Origin of the sequence: Bacillus sp. FSL P4-0248 (assembly GCF_038593305.1) — a bacterium.
Taxonomy (GTDB): Bacteria; Bacillota; Bacilli; order Bacillales; family Bacillaceae; genus Bacillus; species Bacillus safensis.
The window spans coordinates 2,984,080-3,006,378 of sequence record NZ_CP151983.1; the positions used below are offsets into that span (position 1 = coordinate 2,984,080).

At 41.7% G+C, this 22,299-nt stretch carries 21 protein-coding genes and 1 riboswitch; of the genes, 5 read left to right on the top strand and 16 right to left on the bottom strand.

Annotation, left to right across the window (positions count from 1 at the left end; genetic code table 11):
* Nucleotides 1-46: 46 nt before the first annotated feature.
* The 7 genes from NST65_RS15465 to NST65_RS15495 form a co-directional block, all read right to left on the bottom strand.
* On the bottom strand, nt 47-1,057 hold the full coding sequence (locus tag NST65_RS15465; RefSeq protein WP_034280892.1) for a LacI family DNA-binding transcriptional regulator: 1,011 nt from the start codon (nt 1,055-1,057) through the stop codon (nt 47-49).
* A 57-nt stretch (nt 1,058-1,114) separates the two neighbouring features.
* Nucleotides 1,115-2,554 carry a glucuronate isomerase gene (gene uxaC, locus NST65_RS15470; protein ID WP_111926716.1) on the bottom strand — a complete coding sequence of 480 codons (1,440 nt, stop codon included), beginning with the start codon at nt 2,552-2,554 and terminating at the stop codon, nt 1,115-1,117.
* Between the two features lie 135 nt (nt 2,555-2,689).
* Nucleotides 2,690-4,444 carry a HAMP domain-containing sensor histidine kinase gene (locus NST65_RS15475; RefSeq protein WP_111926718.1) on the bottom strand — a complete coding sequence of 585 codons (1,755 nt, stop codon included), beginning with the start codon at nt 4,442-4,444 and terminating at the stop codon, nt 2,690-2,692.
* Nucleotides 4,445-4,447: 3 nt separating this feature from the next.
* Entirely contained in the window at nt 4,448-5,170 is a 723-nt protein-coding gene (locus NST65_RS15480; RefSeq protein ID WP_024423448.1) for a response regulator transcription factor, read from the bottom strand.
* A gap of 175 nt (nt 5,171-5,345) precedes the next feature.
* Nucleotides 5,346-6,161, bottom strand: coding sequence for an ABC transporter ATP-binding protein (locus NST65_RS15485; RefSeq protein WP_024423449.1), 816 nt, complete (start codon nt 6,159-6,161; stop codon nt 5,346-5,348).
* A gap of 20 nt (nt 6,162-6,181) precedes the next feature.
* The gene (locus NST65_RS15490) at nt 6,182-7,204 is read right to left on the bottom strand and encodes an iron ABC transporter permease (RefSeq protein WP_034280896.1); all 1,023 of its coding nucleotides are present in this window, start codon (nt 7,202-7,204) and stop codon (nt 6,182-6,184) included.
* Nucleotides 7,205-8,257: an iron ABC transporter permease gene (locus tag NST65_RS15495; protein WP_111926720.1), complete on the bottom strand. Its 1,053-nt coding sequence runs from the start codon at nt 8,255-8,257 to the stop codon at nt 7,205-7,207.
* A 248-nt stretch (nt 8,258-8,505) separates the two neighbouring features.
* On the opposite strand from NST65_RS15495, the gene NST65_RS15500 reads away from it, so the two are divergent.
* Nucleotides 8,506-9,444, top strand: a complete 939-nt coding sequence (locus tag NST65_RS15500) for an iron-hydroxamate ABC transporter substrate-binding protein (RefSeq protein WP_111926722.1) — start codon at nt 8,506-8,508, stop codon at nt 9,442-9,444.
* A 40-nt stretch (nt 9,445-9,484) separates the two neighbouring features.
* Here NST65_RS15500 and NST65_RS15505 read toward each other — a convergent pair whose 3' ends face one another.
* The 3 genes from NST65_RS15505 to NST65_RS15515 all read right to left on the bottom strand — a co-directional run bounded on the left by NST65_RS15505 (nt 9,485) and on the right by NST65_RS15515 (nt 12,037).
* Entirely contained in the window at nt 9,485-10,891 is a 1,407-nt protein-coding gene (locus tag NST65_RS15505) for an amino acid permease (protein ID WP_034280899.1), read from the bottom strand.
* A 192-nt stretch (nt 10,892-11,083) separates the two neighbouring features.
* Nucleotides 11,084-11,262, bottom strand: a riboswitch (Lysine riboswitch).
* 121 nt (nt 11,263-11,383) lie between these two features.
* A complete protein-coding gene (gene sspJ, locus NST65_RS15510; protein ID WP_024423454.1) occupies nt 11,384-11,527 on the bottom strand; it encodes a small acid-soluble spore protein SspJ in 144 nt (47 codons plus the stop codon).
* Nucleotides 11,528-11,608: 81 nt separating this feature from the next.
* Nucleotides 11,609-12,037: a MarR family transcriptional regulator gene (locus NST65_RS15515; protein ID WP_034280901.1), complete on the bottom strand. Its 429-nt coding sequence runs from the start codon at nt 12,035-12,037 to the stop codon at nt 11,609-11,611.
* 171 nt (nt 12,038-12,208) lie between these two features.
* Between NST65_RS15515 and NST65_RS15520 the strand changes: the two genes are divergently transcribed.
* From NST65_RS15520 to modB, 4 genes are all read left to right on the top strand, one after another.
* Nucleotides 12,209-12,694, top strand: a complete 486-nt coding sequence (locus NST65_RS15520; RefSeq protein ID WP_034280902.1) for a metal-dependent hydrolase — start codon at nt 12,209-12,211, stop codon at nt 12,692-12,694.
* Nucleotides 12,695-12,817: 123 nt separating this feature from the next.
* Nucleotides 12,818-14,668 (top strand): LTA synthase family protein, encoded by a 1,851-nt coding sequence (locus tag NST65_RS15525; protein ID WP_098677561.1) that lies wholly within the window; start codon nt 12,818-12,820, stop codon nt 14,666-14,668.
* Nucleotides 14,669-14,783: 115 nt separating this feature from the next.
* Nucleotides 14,784-15,563: a molybdate ABC transporter substrate-binding protein gene (gene modA / locus NST65_RS15530; protein ID WP_061110086.1), complete on the top strand. Its 780-nt coding sequence runs from the start codon at nt 14,784-14,786 to the stop codon at nt 15,561-15,563.
* Nucleotides 15,563-16,228, top strand: coding sequence for a molybdate ABC transporter permease subunit (gene modB, locus NST65_RS15535; RefSeq protein WP_061110087.1), 666 nt, complete (start codon nt 15,563-15,565; stop codon nt 16,226-16,228). Before modA ends, modB begins: the two co-directional genes overlap by 1 nt.
* Before the next feature lie 39 nt (nt 16,229-16,267).
* Here the strand turns inward: modB and NST65_RS15540 are convergent, their stop codons facing one another.
* The 6 genes from NST65_RS15540 to NST65_RS15565 form a co-directional block, all read right to left on the bottom strand.
* The gene (locus NST65_RS15540) at nt 16,268-17,113 is read right to left on the bottom strand and encodes an aldo/keto reductase (RefSeq protein WP_039181397.1); all 846 of its coding nucleotides are present in this window, start codon (nt 17,111-17,113) and stop codon (nt 16,268-16,270) included.
* Between the two features lie 69 nt (nt 17,114-17,182).
* Nucleotides 17,183-18,052 carry an ROK family protein gene (locus NST65_RS15545; RefSeq protein WP_034280908.1) on the bottom strand — a complete coding sequence of 290 codons (870 nt, stop codon included), beginning with the start codon at nt 18,050-18,052 and terminating at the stop codon, nt 17,183-17,185.
* Between the two features lie 62 nt (nt 18,053-18,114).
* The gene (locus NST65_RS15550; RefSeq protein WP_041115673.1) at nt 18,115-20,130 is read right to left on the bottom strand and encodes a Na+/H+ antiporter; all 2,016 of its coding nucleotides are present in this window, start codon (nt 20,128-20,130) and stop codon (nt 18,115-18,117) included.
* 309 nt (nt 20,131-20,439) lie between these two features.
* Nucleotides 20,440-21,051 carry a trimeric intracellular cation channel family protein gene (locus NST65_RS15555; protein WP_024423463.1) on the bottom strand — a complete coding sequence of 204 codons (612 nt, stop codon included), beginning with the start codon at nt 21,049-21,051 and terminating at the stop codon, nt 20,440-20,442.
* 149 nt (nt 21,052-21,200) lie between these two features.
* Nucleotides 21,201-21,614, bottom strand: coding sequence for a disulfide oxidoreductase (locus tag NST65_RS15560; protein WP_024423464.1), 414 nt, complete (start codon nt 21,612-21,614; stop codon nt 21,201-21,203).
* The gene (locus tag NST65_RS15565; RefSeq protein ID WP_034280910.1) at nt 21,611-22,297 is read right to left on the bottom strand and encodes a DsbA family protein; all 687 of its coding nucleotides are present in this window, start codon (nt 22,295-22,297) and stop codon (nt 21,611-21,613) included. Before NST65_RS15565 ends, NST65_RS15560 begins: the two co-directional genes overlap by 4 nt.
* Nucleotides 22,298-22,299: the final 2 nt, after the last annotated feature.

Consider the following 22,299-nt stretch of genomic DNA (forward strand, 5'->3'; position numbering starts at 1 on the left):
CTCCAAGTATTATGCACACGTGAACATTTTTCTAAGAAGGTGCTGATTACTGCACCTTTTTGACTGAATCTCTGATCATCAGCTCTGTGTGGACATACACTTTTTCCATATGATCCTCTTCTTGCTCTTCACCGTTTATCACTGAAAGGATAGCTTCTGCTCCAAGTGCACACATTTTTTCAATCGGTTTTTTCACCGTTGTCAATGCAGGTGTGGTATAGGATGAAAAGGCAATATCATCAAAACCAATAATAGAAATATCACCTGGACACGTTTTGCCTTTTGCAAATAATGCATTCATTGCACCAATCGCCATGTCATCGTTTGAGCAAAAGAGCGCTGTTGGCGGATCATCAAGGGCCAGCAGTGATTCCATTGATTCATAGCCGCTTTTCATGTGATAGTCGCCTTTCATCATATATTCTTTCTTCATAGGTATTTGGTGATCAATTAACGCTTGCAGGAAACCAGCTTTTCTTTCTTGAGTTGATTTAAAGCCTTCTTTCCCTTCAATGATGGCGATTTGTTCATGACCTTGCTGAATGAAATGGTGTGCAGCCTGGTAAGCTCCTTGACTATCATCTGCTAATATATTCATGACCTCATGACTTTCTACACGGCGATTCAGCACAATGATGGGAATGCCCTGTTTCTTCACATGATGGATAAATGCTTCATCGTGTTCGCTTTGACTCATGAGCAAAATGCCATCGTAGCGTTGTTTATGAATGGTTGTGTAATCGTGAAAGTCGTCAATTCCTCTTACAAAGAGATTATAATACTCTGTCATGACGCTGTTGACACCTTTTAACGCATCCACAAAGAAGCTTGAAGATGTGCCTTCTGTTAAACTCGTAAAAAACAGACCAATTGTAAATGATTTTTGTGATACTAGGCCTCTCGCATGGACATTCGGTGAATAATTCAGCTGTTTTGCAATCGACAAAATCTTTTGTTTTGTCTTCTCTTTAATAAAAGGACTGTTATTCAAAGCCCTTGATACCGTGGTATGAGAGACGTTTGCCAATTTTGCTATGTCTTTAATTGTGACTGTCATGCTATTCCGCCTTTTATGATTTTTTACCATCTTATCATAAAACCGCTTTCATTTTCTTCATGTCATTTTGTTTGGGTGGTGCTTGAGCTGATTTGCCCGGTCAAATTGGAAATACTGCCTGGCATTTTCATAGCTGATTCCTTTCACGATTCCCCCTAACAGCTCAAGATCATAAGGGGCTTCTCCTTTTTCTACCCAATCTCCAATGATATCGCAAAGCAGTCTTCGAAAATATTCATGCCTTGTATACGACAAAAAGCTTCGTGAATCTGTCAGCATCCCAATGAAACGGCTGATCAGCCCAATACTGGATAGAGCCATCATCTGCTCTGTCATCCCTTGTTTCGTATCATTAAACCACCAAGCTGTGCCGTGCTGGATCTTCCCAGGTGTCGTCCCGTCTTGAAAGCTTCCAGCCAATGTGGAAATCACAACATGATCCCTAGGATTCAAGGAATAAAGAATGGTTTTTGGCAGTGCCTGTTCTTGTTCTAAACGGTCCAATATTCTGCAAAGCGGCTTGGCAATGTCTTCATCATTCATCGCATCATACCCTGTATCTGGCCCAAGCCGCTCAAACATTTTCGTATTGTTGTTCCTAAGCGCATTGATATGAAGCTGCATCGCCCAGCCCCGCTCATAGTAAGCCTGACCTAGCTTTATGAATGTTTGTGTTTTAAATTTGATCTTCTCTTTTTCCGTCAATGAATGCCCCGACATTTTTTTATAAAAGATGGCTTCCACTTCTTCTTCCGTCGTTTCTTCAAACGTCATTTCGTTAATGGCATGATCTGAGATCAGGCAGCCCTGTTCATGGAAAAAATCAATTCTTGTACGAAGTGCTTTCAAAAAGTCTTGGTAGGATTGGATTGGAGTAGATGAAGCCTCTGCCAGTTCGTGAACATACGCTGTAAATAGGTGATTCGTTATATCAAGTGCCTTATCAGGCCGAAATCCGGGCAGTACTTGCACAGTGAATCCTTCTTCCCGCAGTTTTTGATGATAGCAAAGCGAGTCGACTGGATCATCTGTTGTCACGACTGTTTCAACGTTCGATTTCACAATGAAGTCTCTTGCACCAAAACCCTCTCCTTGCAACTTTTCATTTACTTTTTGCCAGATGATGTGTGCGGTTTTTTCGTTTAAAAGTTCTTCAACTCCAAAATATCGTCTCAGCTCTAAATGAGTCCAGTGATAGAGCGGGTTTCCAATGGTCATGGGAACGGTCTTCGCCCACGCCAGAAATTTCTCATAGTCTGAGGCATCCCCTGTGACGTGCGATTCGGGTATGCCATTTGCTCTCATGGCACGCCATTTGTAATGATCTCCGTAAAGCCATGCTTCGGTGATATTATGGAAGGTTTTATTTTCATAGATTTCTTTGGGGCTTAAATGACAATGGTAATCTATAATTGGAAGGTCCTTAGCAAACTCATGGTATAGCTTTTCCGCCGTCTGACTGTTGAGTAAAAACTGTCCATCTAAAAAGGCTTTCATCAAACTCCCCCATTTCTCATATAGATAAAAATAATTTGTTCACGTTAACAATTTTATTGTAATCGTTTACAAAAATGATTTCAATCCTAAAACAGGAAAAAACGATCTCCTTTAGAAAAGAAAATCGTTTTTTGGCTATTTTACAGGTGATGATTTTTTTAGGATAATCGCAATAGTTGTTCCAGTGCCTAGTTCACTTTCAACTTGAATATCACCGTCATGCAGCAAGACGAGCTCTTTTGCTATCGCAAGCCCGAGACCTGTTCCGTTCGTTGGATCATTTGTATTTGTTCCTCTGTAATAGCGGTTAAATAGGTGATCCACCGTTTCCAGTGCCATTCCGCGGCCATTGTCTTTCATTTCGATCCGAACTTCTTCCTCTGTTTCAGATAAAACTGCTGTAATATGAGTGCCTTTTTCGTTATGCTTCACTGCATTCGCCAGCAGGTTCTCAATCACTCGTCTGAACCATGCTTTATCGATCTCAAATATGACACCATCTGTTTGATCTTCAAAGGAGCATGGATAATCCTCAGATGAAGAGCTTCTTGAAAACTCGTCCATAATGGAAGTTAAAAATTCACTGAGTTCAACCGGTTTCCGATTAATAGGCAGGGCACCATTCTTCAATCGGTACGTGAGGTTTAAATCCTCAATCAGTGTCGACATGTATTCTGATTTCTCACGAATCACCTGTCCCATTTCCATGACTTCTTCTTTGGACCATTGATATTGATCGGATTCAAGCATGAGTCCATAGCCGTAAATCGTACTTAGAGGCGTTTTCAAATCATGAGACAATCCTGCAATCCATTCTTCCCTTGTGGTTTGAATTTTTCTTCGGTTTGCTTCATTCTCTTTTAATGTAAGCGTGAGCTGATCCATTGTTTTTAGGATATCCTCAAATAATCGGTATTCCCGCTTAATACGGCCTTTTTTATTTTTACTGACTGGAATTCCCTTTCTATTTGTTGGTTCCTGCAATTTATTTTTTGATAAGAAAATCAGCCAGCGAATAATGTGATAAATTGGCAGCCCATAACGATACGAATACCACAATGTCATGACAATAATAATAGTGAGTGCAAGACCTGCAATTAAGATGGTTGTATATTGATTTAAAGCGTCTCTCTCTTTATCGTAAAGCTCGTCTGGGCTGTATACTTTATTTGGTACCGAGACGATGATATACAGGTTTTTATTCACCTTCATATAAGTGAGGTCACTTCTAAACTCCCAAGGCTTCGATTGATACTTGAGCAATTCAACATCTGTTACGTTATGTTTCAAACTAGTGTTGGCCCGAATGCCTTTTAAATATTTTCCTTCTTCATTGAACAAATGAACCGATCCATTCATTCTCTTCAAGAATTCTTTCGTTTCAACCGAATATTGAGATAATGCAGCCAAATTTTTCTCGTGCTGTTTCAGATAATTGGCTACCTTTGTGCTGTTCGTTTTGAACCCATATAACACAGTAAAACTTTCTTGATCAATCTCAATTGGCCAGAAGTACATCTTGTAATCTTTAAATTCTCTTTTTTCAAAGATCTTGATCATTTCATCCTTTTGATAAGACGTTGGAATTGATTTAGGGCGGTGATAGCTATAAACGGTATTCTTCTTTGAATCAATCACTTGCAGCCAGCCGTCTCTTTTTTCCACTGCTTGCTTGAGCTGATCGTCGGCTTCCATTTTTCCATCCTCGTTAAAATAAAGCCAGCTCATGAGTGTATCTCCATCAGCTTTTGTTAAACCAGTTTCGGTCATGTTCTCATAGTATTTATTTAAATATAAGTTCTCAGAGAACGTATTGCCGATCGTCAGAATGGCAATCACAATAAACATTTGTCCGACAAAGTGAAAGAAAAGTTTTGCTCGTAAATTCATAAATTATTGAAGGACCTTTGCAGGGTGCGGTATAAATTTATATCCCATACCACGGATCGTCACAATATATTCTGGCTGACTCGGATCTAATTCAATCTTTTCTCTCAGCTTTCGAATATGAACCATGACAGTGTTGTTATCACCATATGATGGGACGCCCCATACTTTCTCATAGATTTGATCTTTTGAGAGAACCACATTCGGATGGTCACAAAAGTACTTCAGCAAAGAAAGAAGCTGAGCAGAACATGCCGTCACCTCTCCTCTTACTTTCAATTCGGCTGCATGAGGATGATAGGAGAAATGGGCATAATGATATTGGCTTTGAGTGTCTTCTTGCTCCTCCTGTAAGGAGATATATGTTCGGTTTAGGTGAGCCTTAATTCTAGCCACTAGCTCAAGCGGGTTAAATGGCTTTGTGATGTAATCATCTGCCCCCTGTGCAAAGCCCGTCAGTTTATCGACATCAGACGTTCTTGCAGTTAAATAGAAAATAGGCACTTTCGTTAACTTTCTGATTTCAGGCAGAACGTCAAAACCAGACTTACCGGGCATCATTACATCTAGAAGTAAGAGGTGGATGTCCTCGTTTTTGACAATATCTAATGCTTCATCTGCATGGTAGGCTTTATAAATATGCTTGAATCCTTCTTTTTTTAATACGCGTTCAACCATTTTCACAATTGCTTCTTCGTCATCTGCAATCAATATTTTTGCTGTTTCCACGCATCTCTTTCCTTTCTAGCTATGATCTCTAACCGTATATTACCATTGTCTAAAGTAAAAAAGTACCTCTTTTCCGCATAAAAGCGAAAAAATATCAACTGGAGAAAATGGCAGCACGAGGAAGTTTCAAACATGCAAAAAAACCCGGCAGCTGCACCGGGTTCCTTTACATCTATTATCCATTCACAGCTTCTAGCTTTCGTTCATGATTCATTAAGTCATAGGTTAAACAGATCGGCTTATTCGTTCTAGGATCAAGCACAATTTCTGCATCAATATGGAATACCCGACTGAGTACATCTTTGGTCATGACCTCATGAGGCGTACCATCTTTTATGACTTTCCCTTGATTGAGGGCAATCATGTAATGTGAAAAACGCGCCGCATGATTCAAATCATGGATGACCATCAACACAGTTCGGCCCTGCTCTCTATTTAAGCGTTCTAACAGCTGAAGAATCTCGAGCTGATGTGCAAGATCCAAATACGTCGTAGGTTCATCTAATAGGAGCAGCTCTGTTTCCTGGGCAAGTGCCATCGCAATCCATACACGCTGACGCTGTCCGCCGGAAAGTGCTTCAATTGGCCGATCATGAAAAGCAATCATTCCCGTTTCCTCAAGTGCCCACCTAATGATTCGTTTATCTTCATTTGATAAACGGCCAAACCCATTTTGATGCGGGAAACGTCCATATGACACGAGCTCATACACTGTCAATCCACTTGGTGCTTCGGGCGTTTGCGGTAAGATCGCCATTTGTTTTGAAATTTCTTTTGTCGGCGTCTCATGGATGGCCTTGCCATTTAAGTAAACAGCTCCTCGATTGGACTTCATAATACGAGACATCGTTTTTAAAATGGTTGATTTCCCGCAGCCATTCGGTCCAATCAGTGTTGTCACCTTGCCTTTTGGGATGCTGACATTCAAATCTTCTACAATCAAACGGTCTTGATAACCGATACAAAGCTTTTCTGTTTCGAGCGATTTCATATGTTGTCTCTCCTTCCTCATTAGTTCGATTTCATCAATAAGTAAATGAAGTAAGGTGCGCCTAAAGCAGAAACGACAAGGCCAACTGGCACTTCTGATGGTGCAAGGATGACGCGGCCAATTGTATCTGCCAGTAATAATAACAGCGCGCCAATCAGCGCGGAGGCCGGTATCATTCCTTGATGCTTTGGCCCAACAAGCTTTCTAGCCAAGTGCGGTGCGGCTAATCCTAGGAAAGAGATACTTCCTGCAACAGCAACACTCGCACCTGCTAATGCAACGGCAATCAGCATGAGAAGACTTCTTTCTTTATGAACAGAAATGCCCAATCCATACGACAGCTGATCACCTAAATTCATAATGTTTAAGTAGCGTGATCTGACAAGCGCTAATATAAGGAAAATCAGCATCCATGGCAGAACAGATAGGACATACGTCCAGCTCGAGCCATAAATGCTTCCAGATAACCACACGATAGCTTGGTTAAAATCATTTGGGCTCATTTTCAACTGGATGACCACAATTGCTGCTGAAAACGCAGCATTCACACCAATACCAGTTAAAATCAATCGAACAGGTGTGATGCCTTTTTTCCACGCTAACACATAGATGAGAAATGCAGCAAAGCCTGCACCTACGAACGCGAAAAGCGGCAGTATAAAAATCGTAAGATCACCTAAATTTGTCATCGTGCCTTGAAATGCAAAGATAAATAGCACAACGGCAAAGCCTGCACCGGCATTGACACCAAGAATACCTGGGTCAGCTAAACCATTTTGAGAAACACCTTGCCAAATCGCTCCTGATACAGCGATAGAAGCGCCGACAAGTAAAGCGATGACCATTCTTGGAAGCCTGAACTCGAATAATACGAGTTCATCCATTTCACTCCCGAATCCAAAAAGTGTTTTCAATGTATCCATCGGAGAGATCCGAATTTCTCCGGTATTTAAACTAATGAGAAACACAGCTACGATCGCGAAAAAAATCATGAGCATCGTTCGTTGATATTTCTTTTTCTTTGCTTGCTGCACCATTTCCATTTAAATCCCGCTCCTTTCACGTCTAGCTAAGTATAAGAAGAAAGGAACGCCTATAATCGCTGTAATGGCACCGACTGGCGTTTCAAACGGAGCGTTGACCAGTCTTGAAGCAATGTCTGCATAAATTAACAAAGTGGCCCCTAAGATAGCGGAGCATGGGATAATCCAGCGGTAGTCCACTCCAACCAAGAACCGAGTGACATGAGGGATCACCAGCCCAATAAAACCAATAGAGCCTGCTACCGACACGGCAGCACCCGTTAAAAGAATAACAACCAATATACCAAGCACCTTGACCGTTTTTGTATACTGTCCAAGTCCTTTCGCCAGTTCTTCACCTAAGCTTAAAACCGTGATCGAACGGGCAAGGATCATTGCAATGATTAGTCCTGCAATGGCAACTGGAATGATGATATGAATGTTACTCCAATTCACACCTGCCACTCCGCCAGCATACCAAAAGCTCATATCTTGAGCGACGTCAAAACGGATGGCAATGGCTGAGGAGATGGAGCTCAAAAGTGCTCCAACCGCTGTACCAGCTAGTGCAAGCTTTACAGGAGTCAGCCCCCCCTTTGACATAGTACCAACACCAAATACAATAGAGGCACCGAGTGCGGCTCCAACAAATGACCAAAGAATTAATGTAAAAGAAGATTGGCCAGGGAAAAATGCTAATGCAATGGCAATCGCAAATGCGGAGCCATTTGTCACACCCATAATCTCAGGTGACGCAAGCGCGTTTCTCGTCATTCCTTGCATAATGGCACCTGATACGGCTAAAAAGGCACCGACGAGAGCAGCTCCAACTGTACGCGGCAGCCTCAATTCCCGAATGATTTGATGTGAAGTTTGATGTGAATCAAAATGAAAAACGGCTTCCCATACAGTCTGTAGATGAATGTTTGCCGCTCCTAATGATACTGATAAAAAAAGACCAAATGCTAAAGCGATCATTCCTATGATGATAACAGCTGCTGTTCCAAAAGGCTTCGTGACAATATCGATCGTATCATCGCTGGCTGGCAGCTGTTTATTCGATTGTGAGCCCAAAACCAGTCTCTTCCTTTCCGTTCATGTCTATTCTCTATTAGTGATAATGATTATCAATCTCGAAGTCTAGTATATCACTTTCTTTTCTTTTTGAAATCACTGTTCTGATAAATTTCTTTATTTTTGTGAGAATTTCATCATTTTTCTTTTGGTTCTAAATTAGCCGATGCATTTTTATTCCTATCATGGTACGATAAAATTGAAAATGAGAATCATTATCAAGGAAAAGTGAATAGGAGAGAATTTTTGTGAAAAAACGAACTGGATTTCTTTTGATTTCTTTATCCATCCTTATGATCTTTACAGCCGCTTGCGGCAGCACTTCAAATAAACAATCTGCAGCGAAAAAGAATGACATGATCACATATCAGGATGCCAAAGGAGAAGTGAAGCTTCCGAAAAATCCGAAGCGAATAGTGCTTCTTGCAGAAAGCTATTACGGGGACCTCGTCACACTCGGCAAGACGCCGGTTGCTACGACATCACCCATCTTTAAAAACCCTTTTTATAAAGGGAAAACAGATGGAGTGAAGAATCTCGGAAGGACCCCATCAGTCGAAAAGGTAGCCGCTTTGAAGCCAGATATGATTATTGCATGGGGAGAAGACGAGAAGTTTGATCAATACAAAAAAATCGCCCCAACTGTAGCGGTTAAATACAACCAATATTCCTTCAAAGACCAGCTAAAAGAATTCGGTAAAATGACAGGTACACCAAAAAAAGCAACAGAATGGATCACGAAATGGGATACTAAAATTGCTGAGGTGAAACCAAAGGTAACAAAAGCTGTCGGCAGCAAAACGGTTTCGATCGTATCGCCATTTGATAAAGGTATTTATATCTTTGGAAACACCTTTGGCCGCGGGGGAGAAATCATTTATGACGAGCTGAAATTAAAAGCACCGAAAGTCGTCAAAAAAGAAGCGATCGACAGCGGTGTCGGCTATGCAAACATTTCTCTTGAGAAGCTGCCAGAATTCGCAGGCGACTATATTTTCACAGGTCCATGGAGCGGCTCAAAAAGTAATGGTGACCAAGTCTATCAAAGCAGCATTTGGACATCACTTCCTGCCGTCAAAAATAAACGTGTATTTGAAATAGATCCCGTCGGTTACTTCTTTAATGACCCAGTGTCTCTAGAAGGTCAGCTAGAGTTCATTGTGGACCGATTGACATCTGCATCATAAAAAAACGTTTCTCCATCTCTGGAGAAACGTCTTCCTTATCTTATACCGTTTCTTTGGCAAATCCTTTTGACATGAATGGATAAAGCAAAATACCCACTAAGAATAGACCGATTCCAAGACCAAAAGTTTTCAAGTCGGCTGTTCCTGAAATAATGACCCAAGCCGAATATCCCATCGCAACAAGTGCAATGATGCCGTCTCTTGTTCGATTTCCTTTTTGTAGCTCATATGTGTCACCTTGCATGATGACCTTAAAGCTGTAGATGGAAGACACAATATACGGAATAAGATACGCAAGTGTCGCTGATGTGGTTAAAAAGGTAAAAGCTTCATTAATCGTACGTGACATCACAGAGAAGATAAACAGCTGTGACATAATATTTGTAACAGTCAAAGCGAAAGCAGGGCTTCCTTTTTTGTTTGTTTTTGCAAATACTGCTGGAAAATCACCAGCCTTTGCTGCTTGATACGGTACTTCTGAACCAAGTAAAATCCAGCCAAGCATCGAACCAAACAAACAAATAATCGCCAGCAGTGCCATGACAATTCCGCCAGCCGGCCCAATAATAAGCTGAAGCACATCCACGAATGGTTTGTCAGAGCCTTGCAATTGATCATGCGGCAGAACGCCCATTGTAATCAATGTGATAATCATGTAGATCGAAAGTGCGATTAAAAGACCTGTAATCGTCGCACGTTTCACATCACGCTGTGAGGATGCTCTTCCTGATAAAATGACAGCTGATTCAATCCCAATAAATGCCCATAGTGTGGAAATAGCCGCATGATGAATTTGGCCTCCAAGTCCGAGCACTCCTTCCCCGCCTGTTTCAACCGGGAAGTAATAATGTTCAAATAATGCCGTTTGAAAAGCAAATAATCCCGCAACAATAAAAAGGACAAATCCAAGCACCTTCGAAAAGGTCGTAATAAAATTCAATTTACTCGCAGCACTTAAGCTTGTGATTAAAATGGTATGTGTTCCCCATAGAAGAAGAGTACATACGATAAACGTCATGAGCTGGCCAAGTGTGACCGCTTCTTTTCCAAAGGTAAAAACCTCAGTCTTCACGGTGAGAATAGGGAAAAAAGTCGTTAAATAACCAGCAAGGCTTGTAATAATCGCGACATTACTAATCCAGCTTGCCACCCAATATCCCCAAACCATTGTAAAACCGGCCGCTTTCCCTTTTTTCGGATCTTTAAAAAGCGCCCTTGCATAACTTTGTGGTCCAGCCGTCAGCTGCGGCTTATGAATGGACAAATGCCCAAATACAAGCGCAATCATCAGCACACCGCCGCCTGTGACAAGCCATGCCATCGTCACACCTAAAGGACTGGCGTGCTGGGCAAGCGTACTTGGCAGCATAAAGATGCCTGAACCTACCATATTTCCGACGACAAAGGCCGTCAATAACCAAAAACCCCATTTTTTTGTCTGTTCCATTTCCGTACCTCCGTTTTATTCACTTTGGACCAGACCCGGCAGTATCTTCATTGATATATTTGTGAAGCAATGACTTGCATTCTTTATGTTCATCATGGATTACTTTTTTAACAGCATACCCTTATTTTTGTTACTCAGAACATAAAAAAAAGCCTGAACAAAAGTCCATGCTTTTCAAAACATACACCTTGATCTCCGGATAGCCCTCCACGCTTTAAAGACGTGGCAGTCCTGCATTTATTCAATGCAGACCCAGCATAAAGAAAGTTGGAGCTCTCTTTACACTTCGGCGCTGATGCCTTTTTTCTCATGATCTACGATTCCATCTCTCCTATGAGTGACTCATCATCCGCGCAACCTCTACCTCACTGAGACATAGCGTGAGGATTTCTATTCATTTTTACTACACGAAGGTTATCAAACATTCTTACATCTGTCAAAGGGAAAAACATAGAAAAAAGGCAGAGAAGTGTTTCTCTGCCCTTTACCTGCTTATTGTTGGTTGTTTTTCTTCTTTTGTACAGCTTCCTGAAGCGGGTCGCCTGCTAGCTCTTTACTTGCTTCCTCTAACAGCTGATCTACCTGCTGATGGTTTTTCTCACTTTTCGCCTTTTTATCCTTTTGGAAAAATGACATCGCTGTTTCCTCCCTTTTCATAAAATGCGGTTGCCTGTTTAATTTGTGCTACAGCGCTCAGACTTATTCAAGGGAAGAGGCTCAATCATCATGAAAGGTCTGTCTCATTTTTTGCAAGTACGACAGAAAGGTTTTTAAATCTTCCTTTGTGAAGTCTGACATCATATGCTGAATCACTTTTCCGAAAAGACGTGTATGCTTTTCATAAATCGCCATCCCTTTTTCCGTGACTTCTAAACGAACAAGTGATGAATCGTCCTTGTCCCGTTCTCTCTGAATATAACCCTGCTCACATAATTTATTGAGCGCAATAGAGGCTGCACCAGGGTTTAAGGAGAGTCTTTGCTTCAGCTCTTCAGCATGTGATACTTTTCCTTGTATCAAAATAGAAAGAGCATATATCTGCGGGGGCGTGATGTCTTTCTCTAACTCAAGTAACTTGCGGTTTAATTTACGGCTGACTTCATAATGTACAAGAACAATTTCTTTTAAAATGTCTGCATTACCCATCCGAATCGCATCCTTATCGTTAGTATCAACATGACTTCCCCCTTATTATAGAATGTTTTTCCATTCAGCCAACCCTTTTGGCCTCTTTTTCTTTAGAAAATAAGCCTTGCTGAATGAATCCACCCTTGATATAGTGAGTACTTGAACTAAGATAGAACAGGAGTACGCATCATGACAGGAAAAACACACATCATGGGCGGAATTGCCGCCTCCACAGCCGTTGCCTACTATTATGGATTCGACCCAGTGATAATGGCTGCCGCTGGATCAGCAGGTGCCCTGATCCCTGACCTTTGCCATACAAAAAGTAAAATCGGCAGAAAATTCCCGCTGCTCTCGGCACTGATCAGCAGTGTGTTCGGTCATCGCACGTTTACACACAGTTTATTATTTTTGCTGATCATTTATTTTCTAGCGACAACATACATTCCAAATGACAGCCTAAGTATCGGTTTACTAGTCGGGATGGCAAGTCATCTCATCCTGGATGCAGGAACAGTGAACGGGATTAAATTTTTATTTCCAGCTTCCATTAAAGTGCGTCTTCCCTTCTATGTCAAAACAGGCAGCGCAGGAGAACAAGTCGTACTGGCTGCTCTTACCGTCGTTACCTGCTATTACATCGCTGTTATCTGCGGCATATCCATCCCATTCTAATGAATCAAAAAGAGATTTCCGAAAAACACAGGATATGAATTGATCATTCCTCATTTTTTTAGTAGGTTTAAGATAAGTGTTTTTGCCTTGCAGCTGAATACAGAATGGTGAGGAGCTACATAAATGAAAGCGTTTTTCAAAGATCACTGGTTTTTAGTGTACTCCATCCTCTTCATGTGGATGAAAACATACATCATTTATCAATTCGGATTTCACATACGAACAGCCAATCTGTTTCATGAATGGCTGCTTTTGATCAATCCACTTAGCTTTTTGCTCCCCTTGTTTGGGATTGCTCTTTTTTTAAATGAAACGAAGCAAAAGGTTTTTTTATTGACCGCAAATTTGATTTTGACGGCGATTCTCATATCGAATACGATTTTTTATGGATTTTATATTGATTTCATTACGATCCCTGTATTATTCCAAGCGAAAAACATGGGAGATATGGGCAGCAGTATGACAGAATTATTCCACCCGCTGTTCTTGCTGATGCTCATTGATTTCGTGGTGCTGGCTTGGCTGTTAAAGCGCAAACCTTTAGCGCCAAAAGCCTCCTTCAAGACGATCAAAACATATTATGCCGTGTGCTGCAGCTTTCTATTGTTTCATGTCAGTTCAGCCATGCTGGATCACCCTCGCTTTCTGACAAGCTCTTATGATCGAGAAGTGATTGTTCGAAACCTTGGGCTGTTCCAGTTCCACCTGTATGACGGCGCTGCCCAAACAGCGCGTATTGGACAAAAAGCCTTTGCAGATGAAGATACACTTTCAACCGTAGCAAACTACACAAAGGCTGATTACAGTGCACCAAACGAAGAGTATTTTGGACTTGCTAAAGGCAAGAACGTTGTGTTCATTTCACTCGAATCAACCCAGCAATTTGTCGTTGATCAAAAGGTGAATGGACAATACATCACCCCCTTTTTAAATCAACTCGCTAAAAAGAGTTTTTATTTTGATGAATTTTATCAGCAGACTGAGCAAGGAAAGACGTCAGATTCAGAGTTTATTGTCGCAAATTCCCTCTATCCATCTAGCAGCGGCGCTGTCTTTTTCACAGCTAGTGACAACGAATACGACACGTTATACAAGCAGTTGAAAAAAGAGAACTATCAATCCGTCCAATTTCATGCGAATAATAAAACGTTTTGGAATCGTGATGTGATGTATGAATCGTTTGGGATTGACCGCTTTTATGATGTCGATTCGTATCAGGTCAATGAACAGAATTCAACTGGCTGGGGCTTAAAGGATATCGACTTCTTTGACCAATCCATTGATTATTTAAAAAAGTTGAAGGCGCCTTATTACAGCACGTTCATTACCTTGACCAATCACTTTCCATTTGAAATTGATCCAAAGGATCAATTGATCGATGAATATGATTCGTCCAGCGCCATTTTAAACCGCTATGTGACGACCGTCCGCTATCAGGATGAAGCCATTAAGAACTTTTTTGACCGTATGAAAGAAGAAGGACTGTATGACAATACAATGTTTGTTCTCATGGGGGATCACTATGGCATATCCGAGGCACATCATCAGGCAATGGCAGAGCTGCTCAAAAAAGATGAGATCACACCGTATGATGCTGTGAAATTGCAGCGGGTTCCCTTTTTGATTTACATTCCGGGAGTCACAGATCAAGCACCGCAGACAATCTCTGAAACAGCTGGGCAAATCGACGTGAAGCCGACACTCCTGCACTTACTCGGTATTGAAACGAAGGATGCCATTCAATTTGGCAATGACTTATTTTCAAACGAACGGACGCCTTTTGCTGTTTTGAGAAACGGGAACTTTATTACAGATGATTATCTCTATACAAAGAACACCTGCTATGATCAAAAAACAAAAGAACCTGTTGAACAGGATGAGGTGTGTCAGCCTTATATCGAAAAAGCCAATAAAGAGCTTTCCTTATCAGACAAAGTGATCAATGGGAATTTGCTCCGTTTTTATCAGCAATAAAAGCCGCCTTCTGGCGGCTTTTTCTTTTCTCTTTTTACTGAAAGCCTATGAATGGTCAAATAAGTTTGCTTATAATAAAGGATACAGATGATATTGAATAATAAGAGGTGTGAACATGAAGTATACGTTCTTCGCCTTCATCGCCATCTGTTTGCTCCTGAGCGGGTGTCAAACAGAGATGAAGTCATCGGATACAACAACCAAAAAAACAGAGCTTGTCATTTCAGCTGCGGCAAGTCTTCAGGATGCACTTAAAGAAATTGAATCTGCCTTTAACGTTGAGCATCCGAATGTGACATTAACAAATAATTTCGGGTCATCCGGCGCATTGAAGCAGCAAATTGCACAAGGGGCAAAGGCGGATCTCTTTTTCTCTGCAGCTGAAGCGCCCTTTGATGAGCTTGTGAAATCTGGAGACATCGATCAACATTTTATCAAGGATGCCATCCAAAATGAGCTTGTACTCATTGTGCCAAAAGATCACTCTTCCTCTATTAAAAGCTTTCAAGATGTCGAGCACATAAAAGGAAAGGTTGCTCTTGGCACACCTGAATCCGTTCCTGCTGGTACATACGGCAAAGAGATTTTTACAAAGCTGAACATCTGGGATCAAGTGAAAAAGAATACTGTGTACGGCAAGGATGTACGGCAGGTTTTAAGCTACGTAGAAACAGGAAATGTGGAAGCAGGTGTTGTGTATAAGACAGATGCCCTCGTTTCCAAAAAAGTAAAGATTGCGGCTGAAGCCAATCAGGACATGCATTCCCCGATCATTTACCCAGTAGGGATCGTAAAAGGGACAGAACATTTAGAGGAAGCCAAGTCCTTTTTTCAATTTCTACAATCAAAAGCAGCCAAATCCATTTTTAAAAAGTACGGCTTTCAAGTGACATAATGCCCATGCTGACTGAAGAATTTCTATCTCCCATCTGGCTGTCCGTGCAAGTTGCCGTTGTGAGCGGGCTGCTGGCAACTGTTTTTGGTACAATGATTGGCTATTGGATGGCGCGAACATCATTTAAGGGGAAAATGATCGTAGAAACACTCTTGATGATGCCGCTTGTCCTCCCGCCAACGGTTGTAGGTTTTTTATTGCTCGTCATATTCGGAAGGCATAGCATGATCGGAGGCGTGATTGAATGGATCTTCCACCAGCCGGTCATTTTCACATGGTGGGCGGCGGTAATTGCATCAACGGTTGTGGCATTCCCGCTTATGTATCAATCAGCAAAAGCTGGATTTTCTACGATTGAGTCAGATATTGAAGGGGCTGCAAAAGTAGATGGTGCTCATTCATTCCAAGTCTTTGCCTATATTACAGTACCACTTGCCCTGCCTTCCCTCTTGTCAGGCGGCGTCCTCAGCTTTGCCAGAGCCCTTGGAGAATTTGGGGCGACCTTAATGTTTGCCGGCAACATCCCGGGAAAAACGCAAACTCTCCCAACCGCTATCTATGTGGCGATTGATTCTGGACGAATGGAGCTCGCTTGGGCCTGGACGATTTGTATTGTGATCTTATCTTTTATCATGCTCTTGGCTGTGCGCCGAAGCAGTACGTAAAAAATCCTCTTTCTCATATAAGAAAGAGGATTTTATTATTTATTCAAACCCAACTGTCATTGTCTCTGGATTTGAGCCGACGCGTTCGTTATTGTTTAATGCATCGATTTTTTCCATGTCTTCTTTGGAAAGCTCGAAGTCAAAGATGTCTGCATTTTGTTTAATGCGTTCTTCATTGATTGATTTAGGAATTGTCACAACACCGCTTTGCAGATCCCAGCGCAAGATGACTTGAGCAACAGATTTGTTGTAGCGTGCAGCAATGTCTTTCAATACGTCATGATCTAATAGCTTCCCTTGCATCAGCGGAGACCATGCCTCAATTTGAATGCCTTTTTCCTTTGCATATTGACGCAGTTCAACAAGTGTCAGTTTCGGATGAAATTCAACTTGGTTCACAGCTGGAACAACCTCAGCATCTTTTAACAGCTCTTCTAAATGCTGAATGTAGAAATTGCTGACTCCAATGGCTCTGACTTTCCCGTCTTTATAAAGCTTCTCAAGTGCGCGCCATGTGTCTTTAAATGTATCTGCATTTGGTCCAGGCCAATGAATCAAATAGAGGTCTAAGTAATCAAGACCTAATCGGTTTAAGCTTGCGTCAAACGCTTCAAGCGCTTTGTCATAGCCTTGATCTGTGTTCCATACTTTAGATGTGATAAATAAGTCTTCTCGTTTCACGCCAGATTCTTTAATCGCTTTTCCTACGCCTGTCTCATTTTTATAAACAGCTGCCGTATCAATGCTGCGATATCCGTTTCGTATGGCTGCTTTTACGGCATCTACCACTTGATTGCCGTCCTCCACTTTGAATACACCTAAACCAAACCAAGGCATTTCAACTCCGTTATTCAATGTTACGGTATCATTCAAGCTTTTGACCATTTTAACAACCACCTTTTTTATAGATTCCATCTCTTTCATTATCTCATGTTGTACTTCAAAACTCTATTATCAGGCGTTTCTCTTCGCTTCGATGGCTAAGAGCAGCGCACCTGTCATGCCAGCCTTGTCCTCAAGTCCAGGGGAGACAATGTATGTATCAAGCGGCGGCAGGTCCACATAATCATTGACATAAGCAGCCAGCTTCTCACGAATTAGTGGGAATAACTGCTTTTGCTTCATGACGCCTCCGCCCATGATGATGCGCTCTGGGCTTAAAATGAGCGAGTACTGCATAAGCGCCTGCGCTAAATAATCCGCCTCAAGTGACCAAACCGCTTCTTCCTTCGTAAGCTCTTTGGCAGGTTTCCCCCACCTTTTCTCAATCGCTGGTCCAGCTGCCAGTCCTTCTAAACAATTTCCATGTGCCGGACAGATACCTGCAAACGAATCCGATTCATCCTGTCTGATAAGGATATGTCCCATCTCAGGATGTGAATGGCCGTGTAGAAGCTCATTTTTCACAACAGCTCCCGCACCAATGCCTGTACCGACCGTGATATACAAACAGCTGCTTAGCCCTTTGGCTGCCCCCTTTGTTAATTCACCTAGTGCTGCGGCATTGACATCGGTTGTAAAAGATACTGGGACACCTAATTGCTTCTCAAGCTCAGGAATGAACGGATAATGCTTCCACTCCACTTTTGGCGTGTTCATGATATAACCGTATGAAGGATCATCCTTTTGAACACAAATGGGTCCAAAGGAGCCAACCCCTAATGCTGCAATGTCATGCTGCTCAAAAAATGGAATGAGCTTTTGTATTGTTTTCTCCGGGTGCTCTGTCGGAATCGTCATTTCCTCTAAGATGTCTCCATGCTCATTGCCGATTGCACAACAAAATTTTGTACCCCCAGCTTCAATTGCTCCATAATACGCCATCATTGATCCCCCCTGCTTGTTCTCTTTCTTCATCATAAAACATGGGGGAGAAGATGACAACATCACGTATTGGTGAGCAGAACAGCTTCCATGTCATTGATATACTCCCTTAAATGATGGGCAATATCACGATTGATCTCACCGTCTTCATATAAGGTTTGAATTTCATTTCGAATCGTCTGTACAGCTTGGAAGTTCAACTCTTTTTTCTTCCGGTCAAATGAACGGTCTTTTTGCTGGAAGAAGCTTGGACCGTGTTCACAGCGGAAAATCACTTGATTGTAAAAACCAATGACTTGGTGGCACGTTTGTTGGTTTTCATCTGTCATATGATGTTTGATCGAATCTACTGCAGCTTCAGCGGTTTTCTTACGGATTTGTTTGTACGATTCCTCGTTTTCTAAAATGCCGCTTGAAATGTGCTGATTCGGCCGCCATAATTGCAGCCATTGAAGCAAGCGCAGAAACTTCACCTTTGAAAAGCGAATTTTGAAGGAGTTTGAATAAAGCATTTCCAGCTCATGAAATCTTTCTTGCAGCTCATAGGCTTCTTCCTTGTCAATTTTCTCTTCCTCAATTAATTGTTGAAGTTTCATCTGTTCTGCTTTGATACCGTGCAGTCTGATTTTTCGCTCTTGTCTTCTCATCCCGAATTGGTATGGTTCACGCTGGATATTTCTCAGCTTCATTCGGTAATCATTGATGAGTGCAAGGGATACTTCCCTGTTGTCCTCATTCATTCCTTCTTTTAAGGTTTTAATGGCACTTCTCAGCAGCTTTCGTTTTGCATGCTGAATCTTTGTATCCAAGTCCACGTCGACTTGCTTGTCTTTTTTCTCTGATAAAAGAGGCAGTAACACACTGGCTAAAATGAGCGTACATAAAATCACACCAGCTGCGAGGAAAATAATCAAGTGCCGCTCTGGAAATGGTGATCCGTCCGCAAGCGTAAATGGAATAGAGAAGGCACCGGCCAATGTCACAGCCCCGCGGACACCAGAGAATGTCATGAGCATCGAGGCGCGAAGCTTCGGCTTTTTCACATTTTGCTTTTTCGTTGCACTCCATTTTCCTGCCCAGAACAGCCATACCCATAAGAACCGCAGCACCATGAGACATAGTGTAATAATTAAGATGTAGCCAATCACCTGCATGTTGTTAAAGGCTTCATCCTGGAAAATAACTGTGGAAACATCCGGAATCTGCAGTCCAAGTATGACGAAAACAAGGCCGTTTAAAATAAATAAAATAATATTCCAGGTGTTTGATGAAGCAATTTGCAGCTTGGCTAAATTCGCTTCCATTCGGTCTTGCTCAATGGCATGTGTCACACCGCCAGCCACAACAGCTAAAATGCCGGATACACCGATTTCTTCCGCTGCTAAATAAATCACAAATGGTGTAAGGATTTGCAGGATGATATGCATTGTGACATCGTCCATTCCTAAACGGCGGAGGAAATAGCGAAAACGAATGATAAAAAAGGATAGAATAAATCCAGTCAATAACCCGCCTGCTGCAATCAGTACAAAACTAAAGGATGCCTGAGCAATTGAAAAAGCTCCCGTCACCGTTGCAGCAATGGCAAATTTAAAGGCGACAAGTCCTGATGCATCGTTCATCAGCCCTTCGCCTTCCAGCAGTCTCATGATGCCCTTTGGCATATTCACACGGCTGGATAAAGCACTTACTGCCACCACATCTGTCGGTGATAAAATTGCTGCAAGCGCAAATGCGGCTGGAAGCGGTATGCTTGGAATCATCCAATGAATGGTATATCCCGCTACAATGACGGTCGCAAACACTAAACCAAGCGCTAAAAGAAGAATCGGTGCTCTTAATTTCCATAGCTCGTCCCTTGGGGTACGCTTCCCGTCATTAAATAACAGCGGCGCAATAAATAGAACGAAGAAGAGTTCAGGATTTAAAGAAATATGTAAACCTGAAGGAAAAGCTGCCACCAATATTCCTAAGCCCACTTGAATTAACGGAACGGGAATAAAGGGGACAAAACGATTGATAATATTAGATGCTGCTATGAGTGCCAGTAGTACGAGCACTGCCAAAAAAATCTCCACTAGTACATGTCCCTCCTATGTATATTTTTCGTCAAGTTTTGCTTACATGCAAAGATGTGTTCATTACATCCGTCCGCTCAGAAGTGCTTCTTTAGTATTCCGCAAAAAGTGAAACCAACACATAACAATCCATCTAGGCAAAAAAAGGCTGAATCCAGATATTCAGCCTGCTGACAAAATTTTCATCATATGTATTGTTCAAATGATGAACAAAAGACCCTTCTTTTATTTTACACGAAAACTCCATCATCTGCTGATATTCAGCTCTTATTAAACACAAAAAAAAGAGCGGAATCGCCCTTTTTCGTTTTACCCTTTATTTAAAAAATAAGACCTGGCGGGAAGGCGCCATTTGAATAAGTAGGAACAAACCCTGCATACGACGAGGATGACAAACAGCAAATATAAAGCAAGCTCTCCTTGCGCTAAGCCGAGTCCAACGAATAAGCCGCCAAGGGCTGCCCATACGGCGTAAATCTCTGCTTTTAGCACAAGCGGCTTTCGCCCTGCTAATAAATCACGCACAATTCCGCCGCCGCTTCCAGTCAATATGGCTGCCACAATGACTGCACTGAGCGGGAGTTCTCTTTGCACAGCAAATAATGCGCCTTGAATCGCAAACGCTGCTAAACCGATCGCATCCGAGAAATTTCCCCATGTGCTCCAGTGCTTGAGCAAAAGCTTTGGAAAAAGAAACACAATCGTAATGGATACAAGGGCAATCGTAAACATTTTGCCTTGTGACCATAAAGCAGACACCGGAAGACCAATTAATAGATTCCGAATCGCTCCACCGCCAAATGCTGTCACAATCCCTAAAATGTATACACCAAGAATATCGTACTCTTCCTCCATTGCCACAATCGCACCACTAATAGCGAATGCGACAATGCCAATGATACTTAAGACTTCCCATGCCATTTTCCGCTTATCTCCTTACCTTTATCTGATCATCTAACACTACTCCCTTAATGTATATCTGACACAGGTGAAAAGCAATACAAATTTTCTTTAAATTTTATCTTTTTGCAAAAATAAAAAATAGCCCGCTTATAAGCAGGCTATCTCTTTCAATCTTCTTTTGCATTTAACAGCAGCATACTAATGATGATGAGAATAAATGCAATAAGAGCTAGCAGTGGAATGGTGATAAAACCAAACCAGTTCAAATAATCAACAGAACAAGGAATACCGCTCAGGCAAGGGCGAATCGATGCAAAGCCAGGTATCTTTTGTTCCATATAATGATAGATAGAAAAACAAGCGCCAATAACAGCCAGAGGCAGAACGTAATATTTCACTTTCACATCGCCTCTGAATGTCGCAATTCCAAGTAAAAGCACGAGCGGGTACATGAAAATGCGCTGAAACCAGCACATATCACATGGGATAAACTTCTTTACTTCACTTAAATACAGGCTGCTCATCGTCGCAACGATAGAAACGATCCAAGCACTGTATAAGTAAACAAGCTTATTCTTCATGATTTTTTCCCTTTGAGCTCTTGATCAATTAATTCTTTGATTTCATCGTAGTCATAAAAGTTTTCGACTTGTTTATTGTTAATGAAAAGAGTTGGTGTTGCATTCACTTTATATTGGTTCACAAGCTGATCGTCTGTGTTCAGCTGCGGCTGATATGTTTTCTTTGATAGATGATCTTTAAGCTTGTCCGTATCTATTTTTGTTGTCTTTTTCGCTAGCTCTGTCAGCTTAGCAGGCGTGACCCATTCTGCTTCACTATCTGGCTGTGCTTGATAGACAGCTTCATGAAATGCCCAAAAGTTTTTCGGATCTTCTTTCCACACTTCTTCAGAAGCTAGTGCTGCCAGCACTGCGCCATCTCCATGAACAGGAAGTGGCAAGTTAATAAACGAAAATGATACATCGCCTTTATCTATGTAGTCCGCTTTCAGCTTTGGGAAAATGTCTGTTTCAAATGATTTACATGATGGACATTTATAATCCCCAAACTCGACAATTTGTACGGCTGCGTTTTTATCTCCCATGACAGGCTGTCCTTTAATAGAAGGCTTACTGTCAACCGTTTGTGCTTCTTTGCTGTTGTTATTTCCAATGACGACGAATAATCCGATGAGAAGAGCTGCGATAATGGTTAAAATGACAGCAAATTTAATGGATGATGATTGATTATTTTTTTTACTCACAT

What these genes read in the sequence shown, in the direction of transcription:
- modB (WP_061110087.1), top strand. Translation starts at nt 15,563, where the DNA reads ATGCCCATGCTGACTGAAGAATTTCTATCTCCCATCTGGCTGTCCGTG.
- NST65_RS15520 (WP_034280902.1), top strand. Translation starts at nt 12,209, where the DNA reads ATGACAGGAAAAACACACATCATGGGCGGAATTGCCGCCTCCACAGCC.
- NST65_RS15465 (WP_034280892.1), bottom strand. Translation starts at nt 1,057, where the DNA reads ATGACAGTCACAATTAAAGACATAGCAAAATTGGCAAACGTCTCTCAT.
- NST65_RS15505 (WP_034280899.1), bottom strand. Translation starts at nt 10,891, where the DNA reads ATGGAACAGACAAAAAAATGGGGTTTTTGGTTATTGACGGCCTTTGTC.
- modA (WP_061110086.1), top strand. Translation starts at nt 14,784, where the DNA reads ATGAAGTATACGTTCTTCGCCTTCATCGCCATCTGTTTGCTCCTGAGC.
- NST65_RS15525 (WP_098677561.1), top strand. Translation starts at nt 12,818, where the DNA reads ATGAAAGCGTTTTTCAAAGATCACTGGTTTTTAGTGTACTCCATCCTC.
- NST65_RS15560 (WP_024423464.1), bottom strand. Translation starts at nt 21,614, where the DNA reads ATGAAGAATAAGCTTGTTTACTTATACAGTGCTTGGATCGTTTCTATC.
- NST65_RS15540 (WP_039181397.1), bottom strand. Translation starts at nt 17,113, where the DNA reads ATGGTCAAAAGCTTGAATGATACCGTAACATTGAATAACGGAGTTGAA.
- NST65_RS15555 (WP_024423463.1), bottom strand. Translation starts at nt 21,051, where the DNA reads ATGGCATGGGAAGTCTTAAGTATCATTGGCATTGTCGCATTCGCTATT.
- NST65_RS15515 (WP_034280901.1), bottom strand. Translation starts at nt 12,037, where the DNA reads ATGGGTAATGCAGACATTTTAAAAGAAATTGTTCTTGTACATTATGAA.
- NST65_RS15485 (WP_024423449.1), bottom strand. Translation starts at nt 6,161, where the DNA reads ATGAAATCGCTCGAAACAGAAAAGCTTTGTATCGGTTATCAAGACCGT.
- uxaC (WP_111926716.1), bottom strand. Translation starts at nt 2,554, where the DNA reads ATGAAAGCCTTTTTAGATGGACAGTTTTTACTCAACAGTCAGACGGCG.
- NST65_RS15490 (WP_034280896.1), bottom strand. Translation starts at nt 7,204, where the DNA reads ATGGAAATGGTGCAGCAAGCAAAGAAAAAGAAATATCAACGAACGATG.
- NST65_RS15545 (WP_034280908.1), bottom strand. Translation starts at nt 18,052, where the DNA reads ATGGCGTATTATGGAGCAATTGAAGCTGGGGGTACAAAATTTTGTTGT.
- sspJ (WP_024423454.1), bottom strand. Translation starts at nt 11,527, where the DNA reads ATGTCATTTTTCCAAAAGGATAAAAAGGCGAAAAGTGAGAAAAACCAT.
- NST65_RS15475 (WP_111926718.1), bottom strand. Translation starts at nt 4,444, where the DNA reads ATGAATTTACGAGCAAAACTTTTCTTTCACTTTGTCGGACAAATGTTT.